Consider the following 14,644-nt stretch of genomic DNA (forward strand, 5'->3'; position numbering starts at 1 on the left):
CTTAGATTGTTTGATAAAGATCAGATGATAAATCCGATTTTTAGAGCTTAAACAAGTACCTCTCATAAGAAAATCTTACGAAGCTGGACAAAAAGTCTTTAAATTTTAAAAACGCATAGTATCAGGTATTTAAAAACTTGATATTATGCGTTTTATTGTGGGAAGATTTATTTCATTTTCTCTTAAAGTTGAGTTTTTGCCCAGCCTATCTTTGCTTTGTCTTGAAAAACTATAGAACACATCTTAACTGTGAAGGAGGATAAAAAAATTCCCTGCAAAATGAAATTGCAAGGAATTTTTGTTAATGGTTATGGGCAAGCCAGGCGGAATATTTTTTCCCGAGCCAGAGAGCAAAGGGGAGATTGATGATGACGATGCCTGAGCCAACTAGTGAAAATAGGAAAAATTCGCTAGTTGAAACCTGCCACAAATGCACGATGTCTGTAATCAAATAAGCACTGATAGGAAAACAAAGGATAGAAGTGATGAGAGCAGGGATATACTTACGGAGAAGAATTGATTGTCCAATATGGAGCAAGAGATGGAGTGCAAAGGCCACAAATCCTCCTAACCAAACTAATTCGAGCGCTCTAGATTGACTAAAATACGCTAATAAAGTGATGGATAAGACAATGATAAACTCCTCAAAAACAGCAAGGGCAAATCCCTCTGTTGTAATTCCTTTGTGAATCTTGAGAATAGCTGGAGCCTTTTGAGCCAGCAAGGTTTCGTTGAGATGAATCCAAGGGACAAGACCGATAATTTCTTCCATATCGTGAAAGATAAAAAGTAGAGGGAACAACCAAAGATAAAATGCCATAAATCTCTCCTGAAAAGCTATAGATTGCTAACAAATAAAGCAAAAAACGCAAAAAACGCCCAGAAAGGCGTTTTGAGTTAGGTATGCTTACTTAACTTCTGTGAAGAAGATGTTGTTTTAAAGGTATATAATGATATTTGAAAACCTTGATTTGATAGCCTTTCTACCTAAAATAAAATAAATGGTAAATAGACAAATATGAATTTATTTAAATTTAATCAGTTAGGAATCAGTTACGATAAATTAATATTCTTTGGAAATCAGAATATAGCACTTATTAGTATTGCTTTATCATAGTTAGATATTTTCTTAATTAGATAAAGGCGTTGTAGTTTCAATTTATGGAGTACATCAGTGTGTAGAGAAGTTTTCAGATAGGAATTACTTGAAAAGTATGTGTTTTTATGATATATATTATGTAGGAGGAATGTTATGGCGAAATTAACAAATTTTTATTTGAATAAACAGAATGAAATTAATTTACCAAGACTAGCTAAATTTTTTAAAGAAAAAAATATGCTTGAAAGAGAGAACAAGACTTGGGTGATTAATCTAGCGATAAAGGAGCTTTTTGAAAGTCTGGAGTCTGAGATTATAGATTTTGAAAATAATAATTAATTGACGCACTGAGCGTCTTTTTTTTTTGTAGTCATACATATATATTTTATGTATCTAATATGTAACATATATGTAATGAATATGTAATGTTTGAGCCTTGATTTTTTTCCACCTACATGCTATTATAGAACCATGATACATGTAAGATACATGCAAGAAATATAATTTTAGAATGAGGTTATGAATATGAGTAACAGTCGAGCTTCTCCATTCAAGATATAATTCAAAAATAAACTATATTTAATTTTAAAAAACAATATAAAGGAAAGAAAAAGGTGAATTAAATGATACAAATTACAAACAAGGCAAAAACAGTTTTAGAGAGATTTAATACTCCTGAACTAAGAGCAAAAGCCGCTGAAAAAGCTAGAGACCATGGATTGCTAAGAGGAGTAAATGCAGACTCTTTGGCCCTTGCTGAACTTTTAAAAAACAGCTCAGATATCAATGCAGAAACTATGCAGGAGTTTTTTGCTCAACAGTTGCTTGGTTTTTTTGAATACGCCAGCACTCATTATTACGTTGCTAATCCTACGGTTTCTATGTTAGATAATTTTCTGAATGGAAAGAAAATTGTTTGGAATAGTTATGCTTAATAGCTAGTTGTGAGGTTGGGACAAAAAGATTTTGATTTTAGGAATTCTTTATTATAAATTTTTAAAATCAATAGATTAGACAAAAAAGCGAACAAGACAGAATTCTGAATGTCAAATAACTCGTTTCGTTCGCTTTTATACTTAAGGTTAGACTTTTGTCCCAGCCCCTTATTTTTAAAATTTGAAAGGAAATACGAAAATGAAAGTTAATGAATACTTCTGGAAAACAACTTCTCTGACTTTATTGTTAATTATCAGCTTTTTTGCTGGGTTTGGAGCGCATTTGGAATTCTCTTCTTATAATCCATTTTTATCTGCGAAATTTGCCCTAGTCGTAGCTTTTATAGTCTTTTTAATTCAATTTTTATCGATATTACCAGCTATGTTTAAAAGAGGAAAAAACAATGATAAAGAAATATAGATTTTGCTTTTTTTGTATGTTCGTCTTCGCTCTTTTATCTGTGTATAATCCCGCAGGTTTTGGCTCCCTCTTAAGTATAGTATTGTCCCTTATAGCTTTCATTTTTTTTGTGGCTTTTCTTTACTATTTCTTAAGGGTTAAGCTTATCGCTCTTTCTTTTATTATCAAGGATATAAGAAATAAGATGAGGTAAAAATGTTTCGTATAAATTGTAGAGTCTCCCTTTGTGAGTCGTACATATTATCAACCTCCTTAATGAAGAATTTTTATTGGGCTTCTATACTATCTCAAATCTTTATCTTTATTTTACTGGTTTTAATCTTTAATATCTCAGGACTTTTACTAGTTTTAGCTGTGGGCTTAGAAATTTTAATTGCCAATAAATTTATAGCGAAGCTGAGTGCAGTTTACAATAGAATACAGCCCATCCTTGCTATAAGGGAGCGATTACTCTTCTTGCTCGAGTCTAACAACCTATTTATATCTTCTTCTGACGGAGTTATAGTCCGTTCCGTTGTTCTTGACTTTTCTATAGATGAGGAATATATAGGTGTTTATGCTCATGTTTTGGGTGATAATTTCTCTAATAAGGTTTCAGAGTTAGATGTATATTTGAGTGCATGCTTGAATTTAAACTTAGAAGAGAAAATAAAGACTGCAAGTTGTGTTAAGTATACATTCAGAAAATATCCTGAGAGAAGAATCTCTTGGGAGGACACCCTACAAACTACAGAGATAACGATTTCTGCCGATAAGAATTGCTGCTGGCGGCTAGGAGTTCCTCCCCATGTGCTTATATCTGGTTCGACGAGGTCAGGAAAAACGGTGATGATAGAGAACCTTGTGGCTCAATATTTAACTTTAGGGGCTGAAATAAAATTGCTTGACCCTAAAAATGGCGATTTGAGTTGGCTGGTTGGGAAGAAGCTAGAAGATAGGTTAGGCTATAAAGTAGTTTATAATTCTCCCTTTCAAATTTCTGGTGCCCTTCGCGAGGCTGTCTTGGAAATGAATAGACGCTTTCAGGTCATGGCGGATAACCCAGATATATATGTTTCTAAAGGGAAGGTTTTGTCTTGGGCTGATGTCAAGGGAAATTACCCTCTTGTAGTGGTACTTGACGAAGGGATTGCTTTTAAAACCGAGGCCGAGACGTCTAAAGAAGGGAAAAAAGCCTATGAAGAGGCAATGTCAAATCTTGGGAGTCTCTTGGTAAAATCACGCCAAGCTTCAATAGAGGTGATAGTCGGTTTACAAAGGGCATCTAGTGACTTCATTCCTACCTATATGAGGCAAAATTTTGGAGTCGCTCTTTTATTAGGGGCAACTACGGCTGATTCTGACTCCTGTCGCATGATGTTTTCAAGTCAAGAGATTGATTATAAGACTTGTGGTATTGCTGAAGGATATTGCCAAATAGATGGGGTGCTTCCTACGCCTAAGTTTGTAGAGACACCGTTCAAGTCTGACGAACTAGACTTTGAGGCATATTTTGATGAAGCTTGTGATAGGTATATGAGGATGCGAAATGAACGAAATTAGTGTTGTTGTCAAGTTATCGAACGGCAGTTTAATGGGTGCTACTGAATGTGATGAAAATCCTTATAAAGCTTTGTTACAAATTTTACAAGTAGTACATATGCAAATTGTAGATGAATTAGAATAATGTAAGGTGGTATTTGAAATGCTGTTGAAGCATATTTGCGAGGTATGTGAAAAAAGTGAAATCATTGATTCAGATTTAGCTTTTGATAAAGGATGGGAATATCCTCCAATAATGGGTAGTTTTAGGATTTTATCCCCCAGAACCTGCCCTAATTGTACGATTGAAAAAACTGTGTGGTGGGCATTAGCTATGGAGGGTAAGTCTCTTGAAGATTTATCAAAAAGGCAAATAGAGGTATTAACGAGGATAAACAATGAACCGTTGAGTATTTTACCAAACTCAGATGACGGTCTTTCGAGTTAGCAAAATAGGGACGATTGCCCAGGAGGGGCAGAATCGAGCGGAGCGTTCGTCTTTTTGTTAATTCGAAAGAGCCAACCGACTGCTTTGCAGGAGGTCAGAAAAAACAGCCCCAGTACTAATAGGGGGTGCACACATACATGAAATGTACTCTAAACCCTTGGTACGTAAGGGGTTACGGCTTGCTAGTTGTACCAAGAGGTCGCAAACTCTTGGGAGAGTAAGGATGAGAGGTGTTTTCATGTAGGATACGGAATTAAAGGAGAAAAAATATGGTTTACAATATGACAGATACAAACATTAAAATTGGATTGCTTGACCTTGAAATGTCACAGTTTGATATTCCTAAGAAAGTAGTGATTTTGTCAGTTAGGGTGAACAACAAATACAAAGAAGTCAACGGCGAAAACGTGAAGACAGATGAAGTAAGTAAAATTACTTCTACTGTGCTTGACGCTGACAAAGTGAAAGTTCTAACTGAAATGGGAATTTCTACTGATGACTTAAAAGCGATTAACCTAGAAATTATCGGAAATCTGGATAAGATTGCAAAGCTTGCTCAAAATGATTCTTTGTTGAATGTTTCTGTTGAATTGATTCGGCCTAAGGTTCGACTAGCTTGGAACATGGCTAGAAGTAATTGGGCAGGTGTAAAAATTGTGTGTGAGGATATTAAAGTTCTAGGAGAATAATCCTATGAATACAGTTAGAATAGATTATTGTGCTGTAAGTGTTAAGGATGTCCCGCCAGAAAGAGTTTTGACTGACATCCTTTTGATTCCTCTTGAAAACTTTACATTGAATGATTGGGGCATAAATAAGTATAAGCAACATTATTCTTGTTCAGAAATTAAGGTGTATTTTAATGCTGATAGGCTTTCTATGGGTGTATTTATTGAATTAAAAGGGCAAGGTTGTCGTCAATATGAAGAATTTTTAAACAGTAACGAAAATAATTGGATTGCCTTAATTACTCGTTTATACAAGTATAATGTTAATTTCACTCGTTTAGATATTGCCCACGACATATTTGACGGTAGCTTAGATGTTCAACGGATATATGACTATTGCAAGAAAGGATTATGTGTCTCGAAAGCAAAACACTTTGAATATCATGAGAAATCAGTTCTAGATTCTGGTGAGCGTGTAGGAGAAACAGTTGCAATAGGTTCACGAGGTAATCAGCAGTGGTGCATATATAATAAACGCATGGAGCAACTTGGTAAGCAAGAGCTTGTAGAAGTTCCGTCTTGGATTCGCGCAGAGCTTAGATGTTGGCAGGAAAAGGCTAATATAATTGCAGAGCAGTTATTTTTAAAACGTCCATTATCGTCAATCTATTTTGAAGCTATCAATGGTCATTATCGCTTTGTTCGTCCAAATGCGACAGATAGCAATCATTGGAGAAGAAAAAAAGTCAAGTGGTGGATAGATTATCTAGGAACTGAAAACCAGACAGTTCTTAGTATTACAAGGGCTAAAACGACACTACGGCAGTCTGAGGCTTGGACAGAGAAACAAGTTGCGAAAACATTAGCAAAAGTCTATATTGCAAAGTATCAGGCCTATGATGTTCAAAAGGCAGAGGAATACATTCAAAGCTTACTTAAAGAGGGGCTTTCGAGGCTAACTGATAACGATGAAAAGGATATAGAGCAATATGTAAGAGAGCAGAATAGTTCTCAATTTTGGGGACAAAAAAAGACGACTTGAAAATAAGTCGCCTCTAAAAATTAACTAACTAGATTATAGCATAAGAAAGGAAAGTATTCCAATGATAGAGCTTAAGACAAAGTCAGACTATGATTTAACTAAAAATTGGTATCGGAAGAAAGAATTTTTAGATGAACTTTGGAAGGGTATGAAATTACCTACATTGGATCACTACATTCGTCAAATGAGAAATAGTCCATATTCTTTTGGAATTTGTGGAACTCATGGGAATGTCTTTATTCATGCGGAGGTATTTAAAGATTGGTTTGATTATAAGATTTTCCATGAAAATGAGGCAGTTATAGCTTAGTATAAGGGGGTAAAAATGAAGGTAGGTAAGACTACTCGAGTTCTAACTGTTTATCAATGGAAACCAGACCCTTCTAAAAAGGGCAACGTGCTTGTTAAGTTTGCAATGAGATATACTCATCCTTTGATAACAAAAAGTCGTTATAAGTACCTTACAAGGGGAGAAAATAAAGGGTGGTATACGACTAAGGCAATACCAACAGGAAAGGACAGTAAGGGACATGAGAAGTTACTTATTTCTGATATAAAGAATAGTCAGCTGATTACAAAAGTTTCAAAGATATTAAATGAAATGATTGATGAAACCGTATTAGATTTGACTGGAGAAAAACCAAAGAAATTAGAGCCTAGTAAAACTTTATGCCTCAAAGAGATAGCTAGACCGTATGATGAAAACAGTGAATTATACGGTTTAGCTTTTAAGTGGTGGGTCAATCGTGTTAAGCCTGCCAAGAATACTCTAAAGACTAGAGTTAGTGTTTATAACCAGCATATTTCCCCATATTTCAACGAAAATATGAGCCTTAAACAGTTCTGTATGGAACAGGAAAAAATGCAAGATATTATAAATAATGCAAGTGAGGGAACTTCAAAGAACATTCATATCTATCTTAAAATGATATTTGATTGGGCGGTAGAACAAGGAGAATTGACAGCGTCGCAACACCCTATTTTGAATAAGAGGGTTAAGCGTAAGACACTAACAAGTGCAGAAGAGCAGGCGAAACTTAGGGAAGATATAGCTGAAAAATATCTTGAAGTTGAAGAGGCTAATCAAGTATTTAAAATTATTGAAAATTGGACTAAGCGACATAATAATGAACTAGTTGCTGATGTACTCAGAATTATCTACTTGACAGGTATGAGACCGAGTGAAGCATTAGGTTTGAATGAAGATGTTCTAGATTTCAAGAATAAACTCATTAAGGTTCATTGGCAGAGGGCAAGCCATAATAAGACTGACAAAGAAATGGCAGAAGAAGGCTTGCGTGATGAGAAGGAACGATATAGAGCAATTCTAAAAACTAAAGAAAGCGTTAGAACTATTCCGATGTCACCAAAAGTAGAACAAATTTTACTTAAATATATTGAAAGAAATAAGTTTCAGGCGAGATTTAATCCGACTTATCATGATATGGGATATATTTTTACTAGGGTATACATAAAAGGGAAGAACCAGCAGGGCAGTCCATTGTATCATACAGAAATTTCAATGTTCTTAAGAGGTGGAACTAGTCAGTCCGCTAAGTATAATAAGAAAAGTGGAAAATCCTATAAGGATATTGATGACCTAGTTGATTTTGGTAGGCCTGTTCACATAGTTCCCCATATGTTCCGACATAGTTTTGTTTCAGTCATGGCTGATAAGAATGTAAGCTTAAACGTTATTCGAGAGTTTGTGGGACATTCAGAAGATAGTAGAGAAATAGAAAAAATCTATCTTCATGTTATGCAAAAAGGAAAACATAAGATTGAACAAGCTATGATAGATTTGTCTAAAATAATCTCTTGATTATTATAATCAGTTAAAATTCAGTTATTTTGCTAAACTTAAAAGAAAAAGCCTTAGAAATGTTGATTTCATAGGCTTTCTGTATGTTGTATTATTTAACTTCTGTAAACACAACGTGTTTGCGAAGTTTTGGTGAGTATTTCTTCAATTGAAGACGGTCTGGAGTATTACGTTTGTTTTTAGAAGTAAGGTACAAGCGTTCACCAGATTCTTTGTGTTCAAGTGTAATATTTACGCGCATGGTATCTCCCTTCTATTATTCAGCTGATGCAGCTTTAGCGATTTTACGTCCTTTGTAGTATCCTTTAAGTGATACACGGTGAGAACGTGAGTAATCTCCAGTAGTTTCGTCAAAGTTTACAGATGGAGCTGTTACTTTGTAGTGTGTACGACGTTTGTTTTTCTTCGCTTTTGAAGTGCGACGTGCAGGTACTGCCATTTTGATTTCTCCTTTAGGTATTTATATTCGATTCAATCTACTGATTTTCATCAACCATACTAGGATAACACATTTTTTTTGTAAAGTAAAGTTACTTGACAAAAAAAGATGAAAAAATTCTCCTGTCCGACACAGCAGACAGGAGAAGGTCTTAAATATCAATCTCAAATGGTTCGTCAATGGTTTCTGATACGTATTTTCCGTCTTTCTTCCGTTGCTTGACACATTCTGTAAGGAGATATTCGATTTGCCCATTGACTGAACGAAAGTCGTCTTCTGCCCATGATGCGAGTGCAGCGTATAACTTTGTTGAGAGTCGAAGGGGGATCTGCTTTTTTTTAGCTTCAACCATCTTTAGTAAAGACTTCCTGTGTTGACAATTGGTTGTGCATCATGATTGCCACAGAGAACGACTAGGAGATTTGAAACCATGGCAGCTTTTCGTTCTTCATCAAGCTCTACCAATTCCCCTTCATTGAGACGTTCCAGGGCCATTTCAACCATACCCACAGCGCCATCGACAATCATCTTCCGGGCATCAATAATGGCTGATGCTTGTTGACGTTGAAGCATGACAGCGGCAATTTCTGGAGCGTAAGCTAGGTAAGTGATACGTGCTTCAAGGATCTCCAAGCCAGCATCCTCAACACGACTTTGAATTTCCTCACGAATACGGTTAGCTACAATTTCACTAGAGCCACGGAGACTTCCTTCATCGGCTTGCCCGTCACCTGTAGTATCCACATTAGGAGAGACATCGTAAGGATAGATGCGGACAATATTTCGGAGGGCGCTATCACATTGCAATGAAAGATATTCTTTGTAGTTATCAACGTTGAAAACTGCCTTAGCAGTATCGACTACACGCCAAGTAACGGCAATTCCGATTTCTACAGGATTTCCTAGACAATCATTGATTTTTTGGCGAGAATTGCTCAAGGTCATAACCTTGAGGGAAATCTGTTTCTTGCCAATTTCAAGATTCACGTCATTACCATTTGATGATTTAACTCCTGAAAAAGGAGATTTCGTGCTAACGTCACCACTTTGTCCAAGTCGAGTGTGGTTTGCAGGGTTAACTGCTACGCTGAAGGGATTGACAAAGTAAAAACCAGGTTCTTTGATGGTACCTGTATAGTTACCAAAGAGTGTCAGAACCAGAGCTTCCTGAGGTTTGACAACTTTTAAACCAGCATGAGCTAGGCCTGCAATTAAGCTTAATAAAAGTCCGATAATAATTCCAAAAATGTTTTCCGAAGCAGCACTCATTATAAATATAAAGATACCAAGTACGAGTGTCAACTCAATGAGAATCAATGCGAATACACCATTTGGTTTTGAATTGATGAGTTTTTCAGTCATAAGAATGACCTCCTACTATTTGATATCTAAATGATATCACTTTAATTTATAAAGTCAAGAAATAAATGTAACATTTTTAAAGAAAATATTTCTGTATAGAATTTTCTGAAAATTCAAGAATTTTCTTCTGTTCATTGCCTTTAAAATGTGCTATAATAGTAAAAACTGAAATGGGAGGGAACAAATGACTGAATTAGATAAGCGTCACCGCAGTAGCATTTATGACAGTATGGTAAAATCACCAAACCGTGCTATGCTTCGTGCGACTGGTATGACAGATAAGGACTTTGAAACACCGATTGTGGGAGTGATTTCGACTTGGGCGGAAAATACACCATGTAACATCCACTTGCATGATTTTGGGAAATTGGCTAAAGAGGGTGTCAAATCTGCAGGTGCTTGGCCTGTGCAGTTTGGAACTATTACTGTAGCGGACGGGATTGCTATGGGAACGCCTGGTATGCGTTTCTCTTTGACATCTCGTGATATTATTGCGGACTCTATCGAGGCGGCTATGGGTGGTCACAATGTGGATGCCTTTGTTGCTATCGGTGGTTGTGACAAGAACATGCCTGGTTCTATGATTGCCATTGCTAATATGGATATCCCAGCTATTTTCGCCTATGGTGGTACCATTGCACCCGGAAATCTTGATGGCAAAGACATCGACTTGGTTTCTGTTTTTGAGGGTATCGGAAAATGGAACCACGGTGATATGACGGCTGAGGACGTAAAACGTCTTGAATGTAATGCCTGCCCTGGCCCTGGTGGCTGTGGTGGTATGTACACTGCCAATACCATGGCGACTGCTATCGAAGTTCTCGGTATGAGTTTGCCAGGTTCATCATCTCACCCAGCTGAATCAGCTGATAAGAAAGAAGATATCGAAGCGGCAGGACGTGCTGTTGTTAAGATGTTGGAACTTGGTCTCAAGCCATCAGATATCTTGACTCGTGAAGCCTTTGAAGATGCCATCACTGTAACCATGGCTCTCGGTGGTTCTACAAACGCCACTCTTCACTTGCTTGCTATTGCCCATGCTGCCAATGTTGACTTGTCACTTGAGGACTTCAATACAATCCAAGAACGCGTTCCTCACTTGGCAGACTTAAAACCATCTGGTCAGTATGTCTTCCAAGACCTCTACGAAGTCGGTGGTGTGCCTGCGGTTATGAAATATTTGTTGGCGAATGGCTTCCTTCATGGAGACCGCATCACATGTACTGGTAAGACAGTTGCTGAGAACTTAGCTGACTTTGCAGATCTCACACCAGGTCAAAAAGTTATTATGCCACTTGAAAATCCAAAACGTGCGGATGGTCCGCTTATCATCTTGAACGGGAACCTTGCCCCTGACGGTGCGGTTGCCAAGGTATCAGGTGTGAAAGTGCGTCGTCACGTTGGACCAGCTAAGGTCTTTGACTCAGAAGAAGATGCTATTCAGGCCGTTCTGACAGATGAAATCGTTGATGGCGATGTAGTCGTTGTTCGTTTCGTTGGACCTAAGGGTGGTCCTGGTATGCCTGAGATGCTGTCACTTTCATCAATGATTGTTGGTAAAGGTCAAGGAGACAAGGTTGCCCTCTTGACAGATGGACGCTTCTCTGGTGGTACTTATGGTCTGGTTGTTGGACATATCGCTCCTGAAGCTCAGGATGGTGGACCAATTGCCTACCTTCGTACAGGCGATATCGTTACGGTTGACCAAGATACCAAAGAAATTTCCATGGCCGTATCCGAAGAAGAACTTGAAAAACGCAAGGCAGAAACAACCTTGCCACCACTCTATAGTCGTGGTGTCCTCGGTAAATATGCCCATATCGTATCATCTGCTTCACGCGGAGCCGTGACAGACTTCTGGAATATGGATAAGTCAGGTAAAAAGTAAACTCAAAAAGCAAGCCAACTTCGGCTTGCTTTTTTTCATCTTTAAAAGTTATTGATCTGCTTAACGAGGTGGCAGTCCAAGGGCAATGCGGCCGTAGCGACTGATTCGTGTGATTTTCCAAGCAGGCGACCAGGTAACTTCAACCTTGACATCTTCGATACCCTCGATTTGTTTCAGACCTGCCACGATTTCGATAGGCAGGCTTTCGGCACAATCACAGGCAGTGTCGGTGAAGGTCATGACAATCTTGCAGAGACCTGTCTCATCCAGATTGATTTCATAAATCAGTCCTAGATTGTAAACATCCAATTCCACATCTGTATCAAAAACCTTCTCTAGTTTTTCGATAATTTGGTCTTGTAAGGCCAAAGCACGGTCATTGATTTTGATATCCTCTCTCATTACAGTCCCTCCACGTGATAAATATCCTCTATTTTCTCATAATTCTGACAATTTGGCAAGTTTTTGATGAATTTTCTGAAAAAATATGATAATATAAAGAAAATGCTGAATCAAGGAGAAGCCTATGGAGCAGATTGGAAAAGTCTTTAGACAATTACGAGAGTCAAGAAATATCTCGCTGAGACAAGCAACTGGGGGCCAATTTTCGCCGTCCATGTTATCCCGCTTTGAAACAGGTCAGAGTGAACTTTCGGTAGAAAAGTTTCTATTTGCCCTAGAAAATATATCTGCCAGTGTGGAGGAAATCCTCTTTCTGGCGAGAGGTTTTCAGTATGATACAGATTCTGAGTTGAGAAAAGAAATCATAGATGTCTTGGATCCAAAGAATATAGCTCCGCTTGAGGACTTGTATCGCAGGGAGTATCAAAAGCATGCCCATTCTCAAAACAAACAGAAACATATTCTAAATGCCATTATTATCAAGTCTTATATGAAGAGCATGGATGAAACGGTAGAGTTAACGGCAGAGGAAGGGAAAGTCCTTCATGACTACTTGTTTTCTACTGAGATTTGGGGAATCTATGAACTCAATTTATTCTCGGTCAGTTCTCCGTTCTTATCTGTTTCCCTTTTTACTAGATATGTACGAGAAATGGTCCGAAAATCTGATTTTCTAATGGAAATGTCTGGTAATCGAAACCTGTTTCACACTATGCTATTGAATGGTTTTTTAGCTAGCATTGAGTGTGAAGAATTTACTAATGCCTCTTATTTTAAACGTGTCATCAAAGAGCATTTCTACAAGGAAAATGAGACCTATTTCCGAATTGTCTATTTGTGGGCGGAAGGTCTCCTTGATAGCAAGCAAGGCAGAGTCAAGGAAGGTCAGAAAAAGATGGAGGATGCTGTCCGTATTTTTGAGATGTTAGGCTGCAACAAATCGGCAGATTACTATAGAAATACGACCGATTGTTGAATATCTGCAAACTAAGAAAATAATTTAAAATTTGAAGCAATAGAACTGTTGGGCTCTCTCGTGTCACTGGAGAAATTCTATCGTTTCTTTTTGTTCATTTTATTTGTTGCATATATTCAAAAGTTTTCCTCTAAGATTTCTAAGTGCTATACTGTAGTCATACTTCATATAGAACTTATACTCTTCGAAAATCAAATTCAAACTACGTCAGCTTCACCTTGCCGTACTCAAGTACAGCCTGCGGCTAGCTTCCTAGTTTGCTCTTTGATTTTCATTGAGTATTTGAACAAGAAGGGAGATTACCTATGAAACTATTGTTTAGAAATCAAGCTTATCGACTCTTGACTTTGTCACGCTTCTTCAATGCCTTTGGTGCTTCAATTTTTAACCTGGTATTTATCGTCTATGCATCGACCCTGCCACAAGCCTCTTTTGCGGTTGCTATGGCGAATATTGTCATGATTCTTCCGACTTTCTTTACAGTTTTTGTAGGGATTCGGGCAGATTACACGAGGGACAAGGTCAAATGGATGACTTACAGCGGTTTGTTTCAGGCGGTTTTATTTTTTCTAGCAGCCCTAGTTGTTCAGCAAGCTAGTCTCTTTGCCTTTTCCAGCCTGTGTTTAATCAATGTCATTAGTGATGTCATCAGTGATTTTGCTGGTGGTTTGCGCATGCCTCTCATTAAGGAAAAAGTAGCTGAAGATGATCTGATGGAGGCTTATTCTTTTTCACAGTTCATCACCTATATTTCAGCTATTGGTGGTCAAGCTTTTGGAGTATGGCTCTTAGGTTTATCGGTCAACAATTTTTCTATCGTTGCGGGAATCAATGCCTGTTTTTTCCTCGTATCAGCCTTTGTTCTCTTTTTAGGAAAAAGCAAATTAAGCCTGTCAATTTCATCTGATGACGGTGAAATCCTAAAAAATGAGAAGCTTTCTATTAAAGAGCAGTTCCTAACAATTTACCGAAATTTACGCCTCGTTTTTCTTAAAAGTGGACAGAAAAACTTTGGTTTCATGATCTTTGCTGTCTTGCTTATCAATGCCTTGGGTGGCGCTCTAGGAAGCGTTTATAACATCTTCTTTTTGAGCCATTCTCTCTTGAATTTTTCTTACACAGAGGCACTATTTATCGAGCAAGTCTGTGTTTTATTAGCAATTATCATCAGTAGCCTTACGGGAAATGATTATTTTGGGAAGCAGTCCTTGCCTAGATTGATGATGTGGGTGACATTAGGAGTCAGTCTAGTTGGTCTGGCTAACTTATTCAATCAAGTCGTGCTTGGTTTGCTATTTCTCTTTTTAACTCTCTATGTGTCTGGTAAAGTTCCACCAAAGATTAATGCCATGCTCCTGAAAAATCTAGCTCCAGAGGTTCTAGCTCGTACCAGTAATTTTTTGGGTTTATTGTTCACCTTATCAGTACCTCTTGGTACAGCCTGTTTTTCACTTGTAGCTGTATGGAATATACAGTTGACTTGGATTTTATTTGTTGTCCTTTCTTTGCTGGCTATTCTTTTGACAGGTCTTAATCTCAAAAATGATATCTAATACTCTTCGAAAATCTCTTCAAACCACGTCAACGTCGCCTTGCCGTACTCAAGTACAGCCTGCGGCTA

Annotated in this window: 19 protein-coding genes; 13 read left to right on the forward strand and 6 right to left on the reverse strand. The window is 37.6% G+C overall.

Annotation, left to right across the window (positions count from 1 at the left end; all coding sequences use genetic code 11):
* Positions 1–301: 301 nt before the first annotated feature.
* Entirely contained in the window at positions 302–820 is a 519-nt protein-coding gene (locus B7699_RS02810; protein ID WP_084927091.1) for an HXXEE domain-containing protein, read from the reverse strand.
* A 432-nt stretch (positions 821–1,252) separates the two neighbouring features.
* On the opposite strand from B7699_RS02810, the gene B7699_RS02815 reads away from it, so the two are divergent.
* The 10 genes from B7699_RS02815 (at position 1,253) to B7699_RS02860 (ending at position 7,956) form a co-directional block, all read left to right on the forward strand.
* Positions 1,253–1,438, forward strand: a complete 186-nt coding sequence (locus B7699_RS02815) for a hypothetical protein (protein WP_001096737.1) — start codon at positions 1,253–1,255, stop codon at positions 1,436–1,438.
* A 284-nt stretch (positions 1,439–1,722) separates the two neighbouring features.
* Complete coding sequence (locus B7699_RS02820; RefSeq protein ID WP_000614813.1) at positions 1,723–2,034, forward strand: hypothetical protein; 312 nt, start codon at positions 1,723–1,725, stop codon at positions 2,032–2,034.
* Positions 2,035–2,233: 199 nt separating this feature from the next.
* A complete protein-coding gene (locus B7699_RS02825; protein ID WP_000867242.1) occupies positions 2,234–2,455 on the forward strand; it encodes a hypothetical protein in 222 nt (73 codons plus the stop codon).
* 195 nt (positions 2,456–2,650) lie between these two features.
* A complete protein-coding gene (locus B7699_RS02835) occupies positions 2,651–3,997 on the forward strand; it encodes an FtsK/SpoIIIE domain-containing protein (RefSeq protein ID WP_000488478.1) in 1,347 nt (448 codons plus the stop codon).
* The gene (locus B7699_RS09620; protein WP_001002894.1) at positions 3,984–4,121 is read left to right on the forward strand and encodes a hypothetical protein; all 138 of its coding nucleotides are present in this window, start codon (positions 3,984–3,986) and stop codon (positions 4,119–4,121) included. The genes B7699_RS02835 and B7699_RS09620 overlap by 14 nt, the downstream gene beginning before the upstream one ends.
* Positions 4,122–4,139: 18 nt before the next feature.
* Positions 4,140–4,424, forward strand: coding sequence for a hypothetical protein (locus tag B7699_RS02840; protein WP_000924762.1), 285 nt, complete (start codon positions 4,140–4,142; stop codon positions 4,422–4,424).
* Positions 4,425–4,693: 269 nt separating this feature from the next.
* Entirely contained in the window at positions 4,694–5,113 is a 420-nt protein-coding gene (locus B7699_RS02845) for a hypothetical protein (RefSeq protein WP_000262970.1), read from the forward strand.
* A 4-nt stretch (positions 5,114–5,117) separates the two neighbouring features.
* The gene (locus B7699_RS02850) at positions 5,118–6,134 is read left to right on the forward strand and encodes a replication initiation factor domain-containing protein (RefSeq protein WP_001099062.1); all 1,017 of its coding nucleotides are present in this window, start codon (positions 5,118–5,120) and stop codon (positions 6,132–6,134) included.
* A gap of 61 nt (positions 6,135–6,195) precedes the next feature.
* Positions 6,196–6,444, forward strand: coding sequence for a hypothetical protein (locus tag B7699_RS02855; protein ID WP_000571454.1), 249 nt, complete (start codon positions 6,196–6,198; stop codon positions 6,442–6,444).
* A 15-nt stretch (positions 6,445–6,459) separates the two neighbouring features.
* Positions 6,460–7,956, forward strand: a complete 1,497-nt coding sequence (locus B7699_RS02860; RefSeq protein ID WP_000862760.1) for a tyrosine-type recombinase/integrase — start codon at positions 6,460–6,462, stop codon at positions 7,954–7,956.
* Between the two features lie 91 nt (positions 7,957–8,047).
* On the opposite strand, the gene rpmG is transcribed toward B7699_RS02860, so the two are convergent.
* From rpmG to B7699_RS02880, 4 genes are all read right to left on the reverse strand, one after another.
* The gene (gene rpmG / locus B7699_RS02865) at positions 8,048–8,197 is read right to left on the reverse strand and encodes a 50S ribosomal protein L33 (protein WP_001265622.1); all 150 of its coding nucleotides are present in this window, start codon (positions 8,195–8,197) and stop codon (positions 8,048–8,050) included.
* 15 nt (positions 8,198–8,212) lie between these two features.
* Positions 8,213–8,395: a 50S ribosomal protein L32 gene (gene rpmF / locus B7699_RS02870; protein WP_000290417.1), complete on the reverse strand. Its 183-nt coding sequence runs from the start codon at positions 8,393–8,395 to the stop codon at positions 8,213–8,215.
* 151 nt (positions 8,396–8,546) lie between these two features.
* Positions 8,547–8,747, reverse strand: coding sequence for a type II toxin-antitoxin system antitoxin (locus B7699_RS02875; protein ID WP_000228847.1), 201 nt, complete (start codon positions 8,745–8,747; stop codon positions 8,547–8,549).
* 2 nt (positions 8,748–8,749) lie between these two features.
* Positions 8,750–9,757 (reverse strand): SPFH domain-containing protein, encoded by a 1,008-nt coding sequence (locus B7699_RS02880; protein ID WP_084927092.1) that lies wholly within the window; start codon positions 9,755–9,757, stop codon positions 8,750–8,752.
* Positions 9,758–9,941: 184 nt separating this feature from the next.
* On the opposite strand from B7699_RS02880, the gene ilvD reads away from it, so the two are divergent.
* Entirely contained in the window at positions 9,942–11,645 is a 1,704-nt protein-coding gene (ilvD, locus tag B7699_RS02885; RefSeq protein ID WP_000137343.1) for a dihydroxy-acid dehydratase, read from the forward strand.
* Between the two features lie 60 nt (positions 11,646–11,705).
* Here ilvD and B7699_RS02890 read toward each other — a convergent pair whose 3' ends face one another.
* Entirely contained in the window at positions 11,706–12,047 is a 342-nt protein-coding gene (locus tag B7699_RS02890; protein ID WP_001206380.1) for a metal-sulfur cluster assembly factor, read from the reverse strand.
* Between the two features lie 124 nt (positions 12,048–12,171).
* Between B7699_RS02890 and rgg the strand changes: the two genes are divergently transcribed.
* Complete coding sequence (gene rgg, locus B7699_RS02900) at positions 12,172–13,023, forward strand: quorum-sensing system transcriptional regulator Rgg (RefSeq protein ID WP_084927093.1); 852 nt, start codon at positions 12,172–12,174, stop codon at positions 13,021–13,023.
* Between the two features lie 305 nt (positions 13,024–13,328).
* A complete protein-coding gene (locus B7699_RS02910) occupies positions 13,329–14,576 on the forward strand; it encodes an MFS transporter (RefSeq protein WP_084927094.1) in 1,248 nt (415 codons plus the stop codon).
* The last annotated feature ends 68 nt before the right edge of the window (positions 14,577–14,644 follow it).

Source organism: Streptococcus mitis (assembly GCF_002096835.1).
Lineage (GTDB): Bacteria > Bacillota > Bacilli > Lactobacillales > Streptococcaceae > Streptococcus > Streptococcus mitis_W.

What these genes read in the sequence shown, in the direction of transcription:
- B7699_RS02810 (WP_084927091.1), bottom strand. Translation starts at nt 820, where the DNA reads ATGGCATTTTATCTTTGGTTGTTCCCTCTACTTTTTATCTTTCACGAT.
- B7699_RS02815 (WP_001096737.1), top strand. Translation starts at nt 1,253, where the DNA reads ATGGCGAAATTAACAAATTTTTATTTGAATAAACAGAATGAAATTAAT.
- B7699_RS02820 (WP_000614813.1), top strand. Translation starts at nt 1,723, where the DNA reads ATGATACAAATTACAAACAAGGCAAAAACAGTTTTAGAGAGATTTAAT.
- B7699_RS02825 (WP_000867242.1), top strand. Translation starts at nt 2,234, where the DNA reads ATGAAAGTTAATGAATACTTCTGGAAAACAACTTCTCTGACTTTATTG.
- B7699_RS02835 (WP_000488478.1), top strand. Translation starts at nt 2,651, where the DNA reads ATGTTTCGTATAAATTGTAGAGTCTCCCTTTGTGAGTCGTACATATTA.
- B7699_RS09620 (WP_001002894.1), top strand. Translation starts at nt 3,984, where the DNA reads ATGAACGAAATTAGTGTTGTTGTCAAGTTATCGAACGGCAGTTTAATG.
- B7699_RS02840 (WP_000924762.1), top strand. Translation starts at nt 4,140, where the DNA reads ATGCTGTTGAAGCATATTTGCGAGGTATGTGAAAAAAGTGAAATCATT.
- B7699_RS02845 (WP_000262970.1), top strand. Translation starts at nt 4,694, where the DNA reads ATGGTTTACAATATGACAGATACAAACATTAAAATTGGATTGCTTGAC.
- B7699_RS02850 (WP_001099062.1), top strand. Translation starts at nt 5,118, where the DNA reads ATGAATACAGTTAGAATAGATTATTGTGCTGTAAGTGTTAAGGATGTC.
- B7699_RS02855 (WP_000571454.1), top strand. Translation starts at nt 6,196, where the DNA reads ATGATAGAGCTTAAGACAAAGTCAGACTATGATTTAACTAAAAATTGG.
- B7699_RS02860 (WP_000862760.1), top strand. Translation starts at nt 6,460, where the DNA reads ATGAAGGTAGGTAAGACTACTCGAGTTCTAACTGTTTATCAATGGAAA.
- rpmG (WP_001265622.1), bottom strand. Translation starts at nt 8,197, where the DNA reads ATGCGCGTAAATATTACACTTGAACACAAAGAATCTGGTGAACGCTTG.
- rpmF (WP_000290417.1), bottom strand. Translation starts at nt 8,395, where the DNA reads ATGGCAGTACCTGCACGTCGCACTTCAAAAGCGAAGAAAAACAAACGT.
- B7699_RS02875 (WP_000228847.1), bottom strand. Translation starts at nt 8,747, where the DNA reads ATGGTTGAAGCTAAAAAAAAGCAGATCCCCCTTCGACTCTCAACAAAG.
- B7699_RS02880 (WP_084927092.1), bottom strand. Translation starts at nt 9,757, where the DNA reads ATGACTGAAAAACTCATCAATTCAAAACCAAATGGTGTATTCGCATTG.
- ilvD (WP_000137343.1), top strand. Translation starts at nt 9,942, where the DNA reads ATGACTGAATTAGATAAGCGTCACCGCAGTAGCATTTATGACAGTATG.
- B7699_RS02890 (WP_001206380.1), bottom strand. Translation starts at nt 12,047, where the DNA reads ATGAGAGAGGATATCAAAATCAATGACCGTGCTTTGGCCTTACAAGAC.
- rgg (WP_084927093.1), top strand. Translation starts at nt 12,172, where the DNA reads ATGGAGCAGATTGGAAAAGTCTTTAGACAATTACGAGAGTCAAGAAAT.
- B7699_RS02910 (WP_084927094.1), top strand. Translation starts at nt 13,329, where the DNA reads ATGAAACTATTGTTTAGAAATCAAGCTTATCGACTCTTGACTTTGTCA.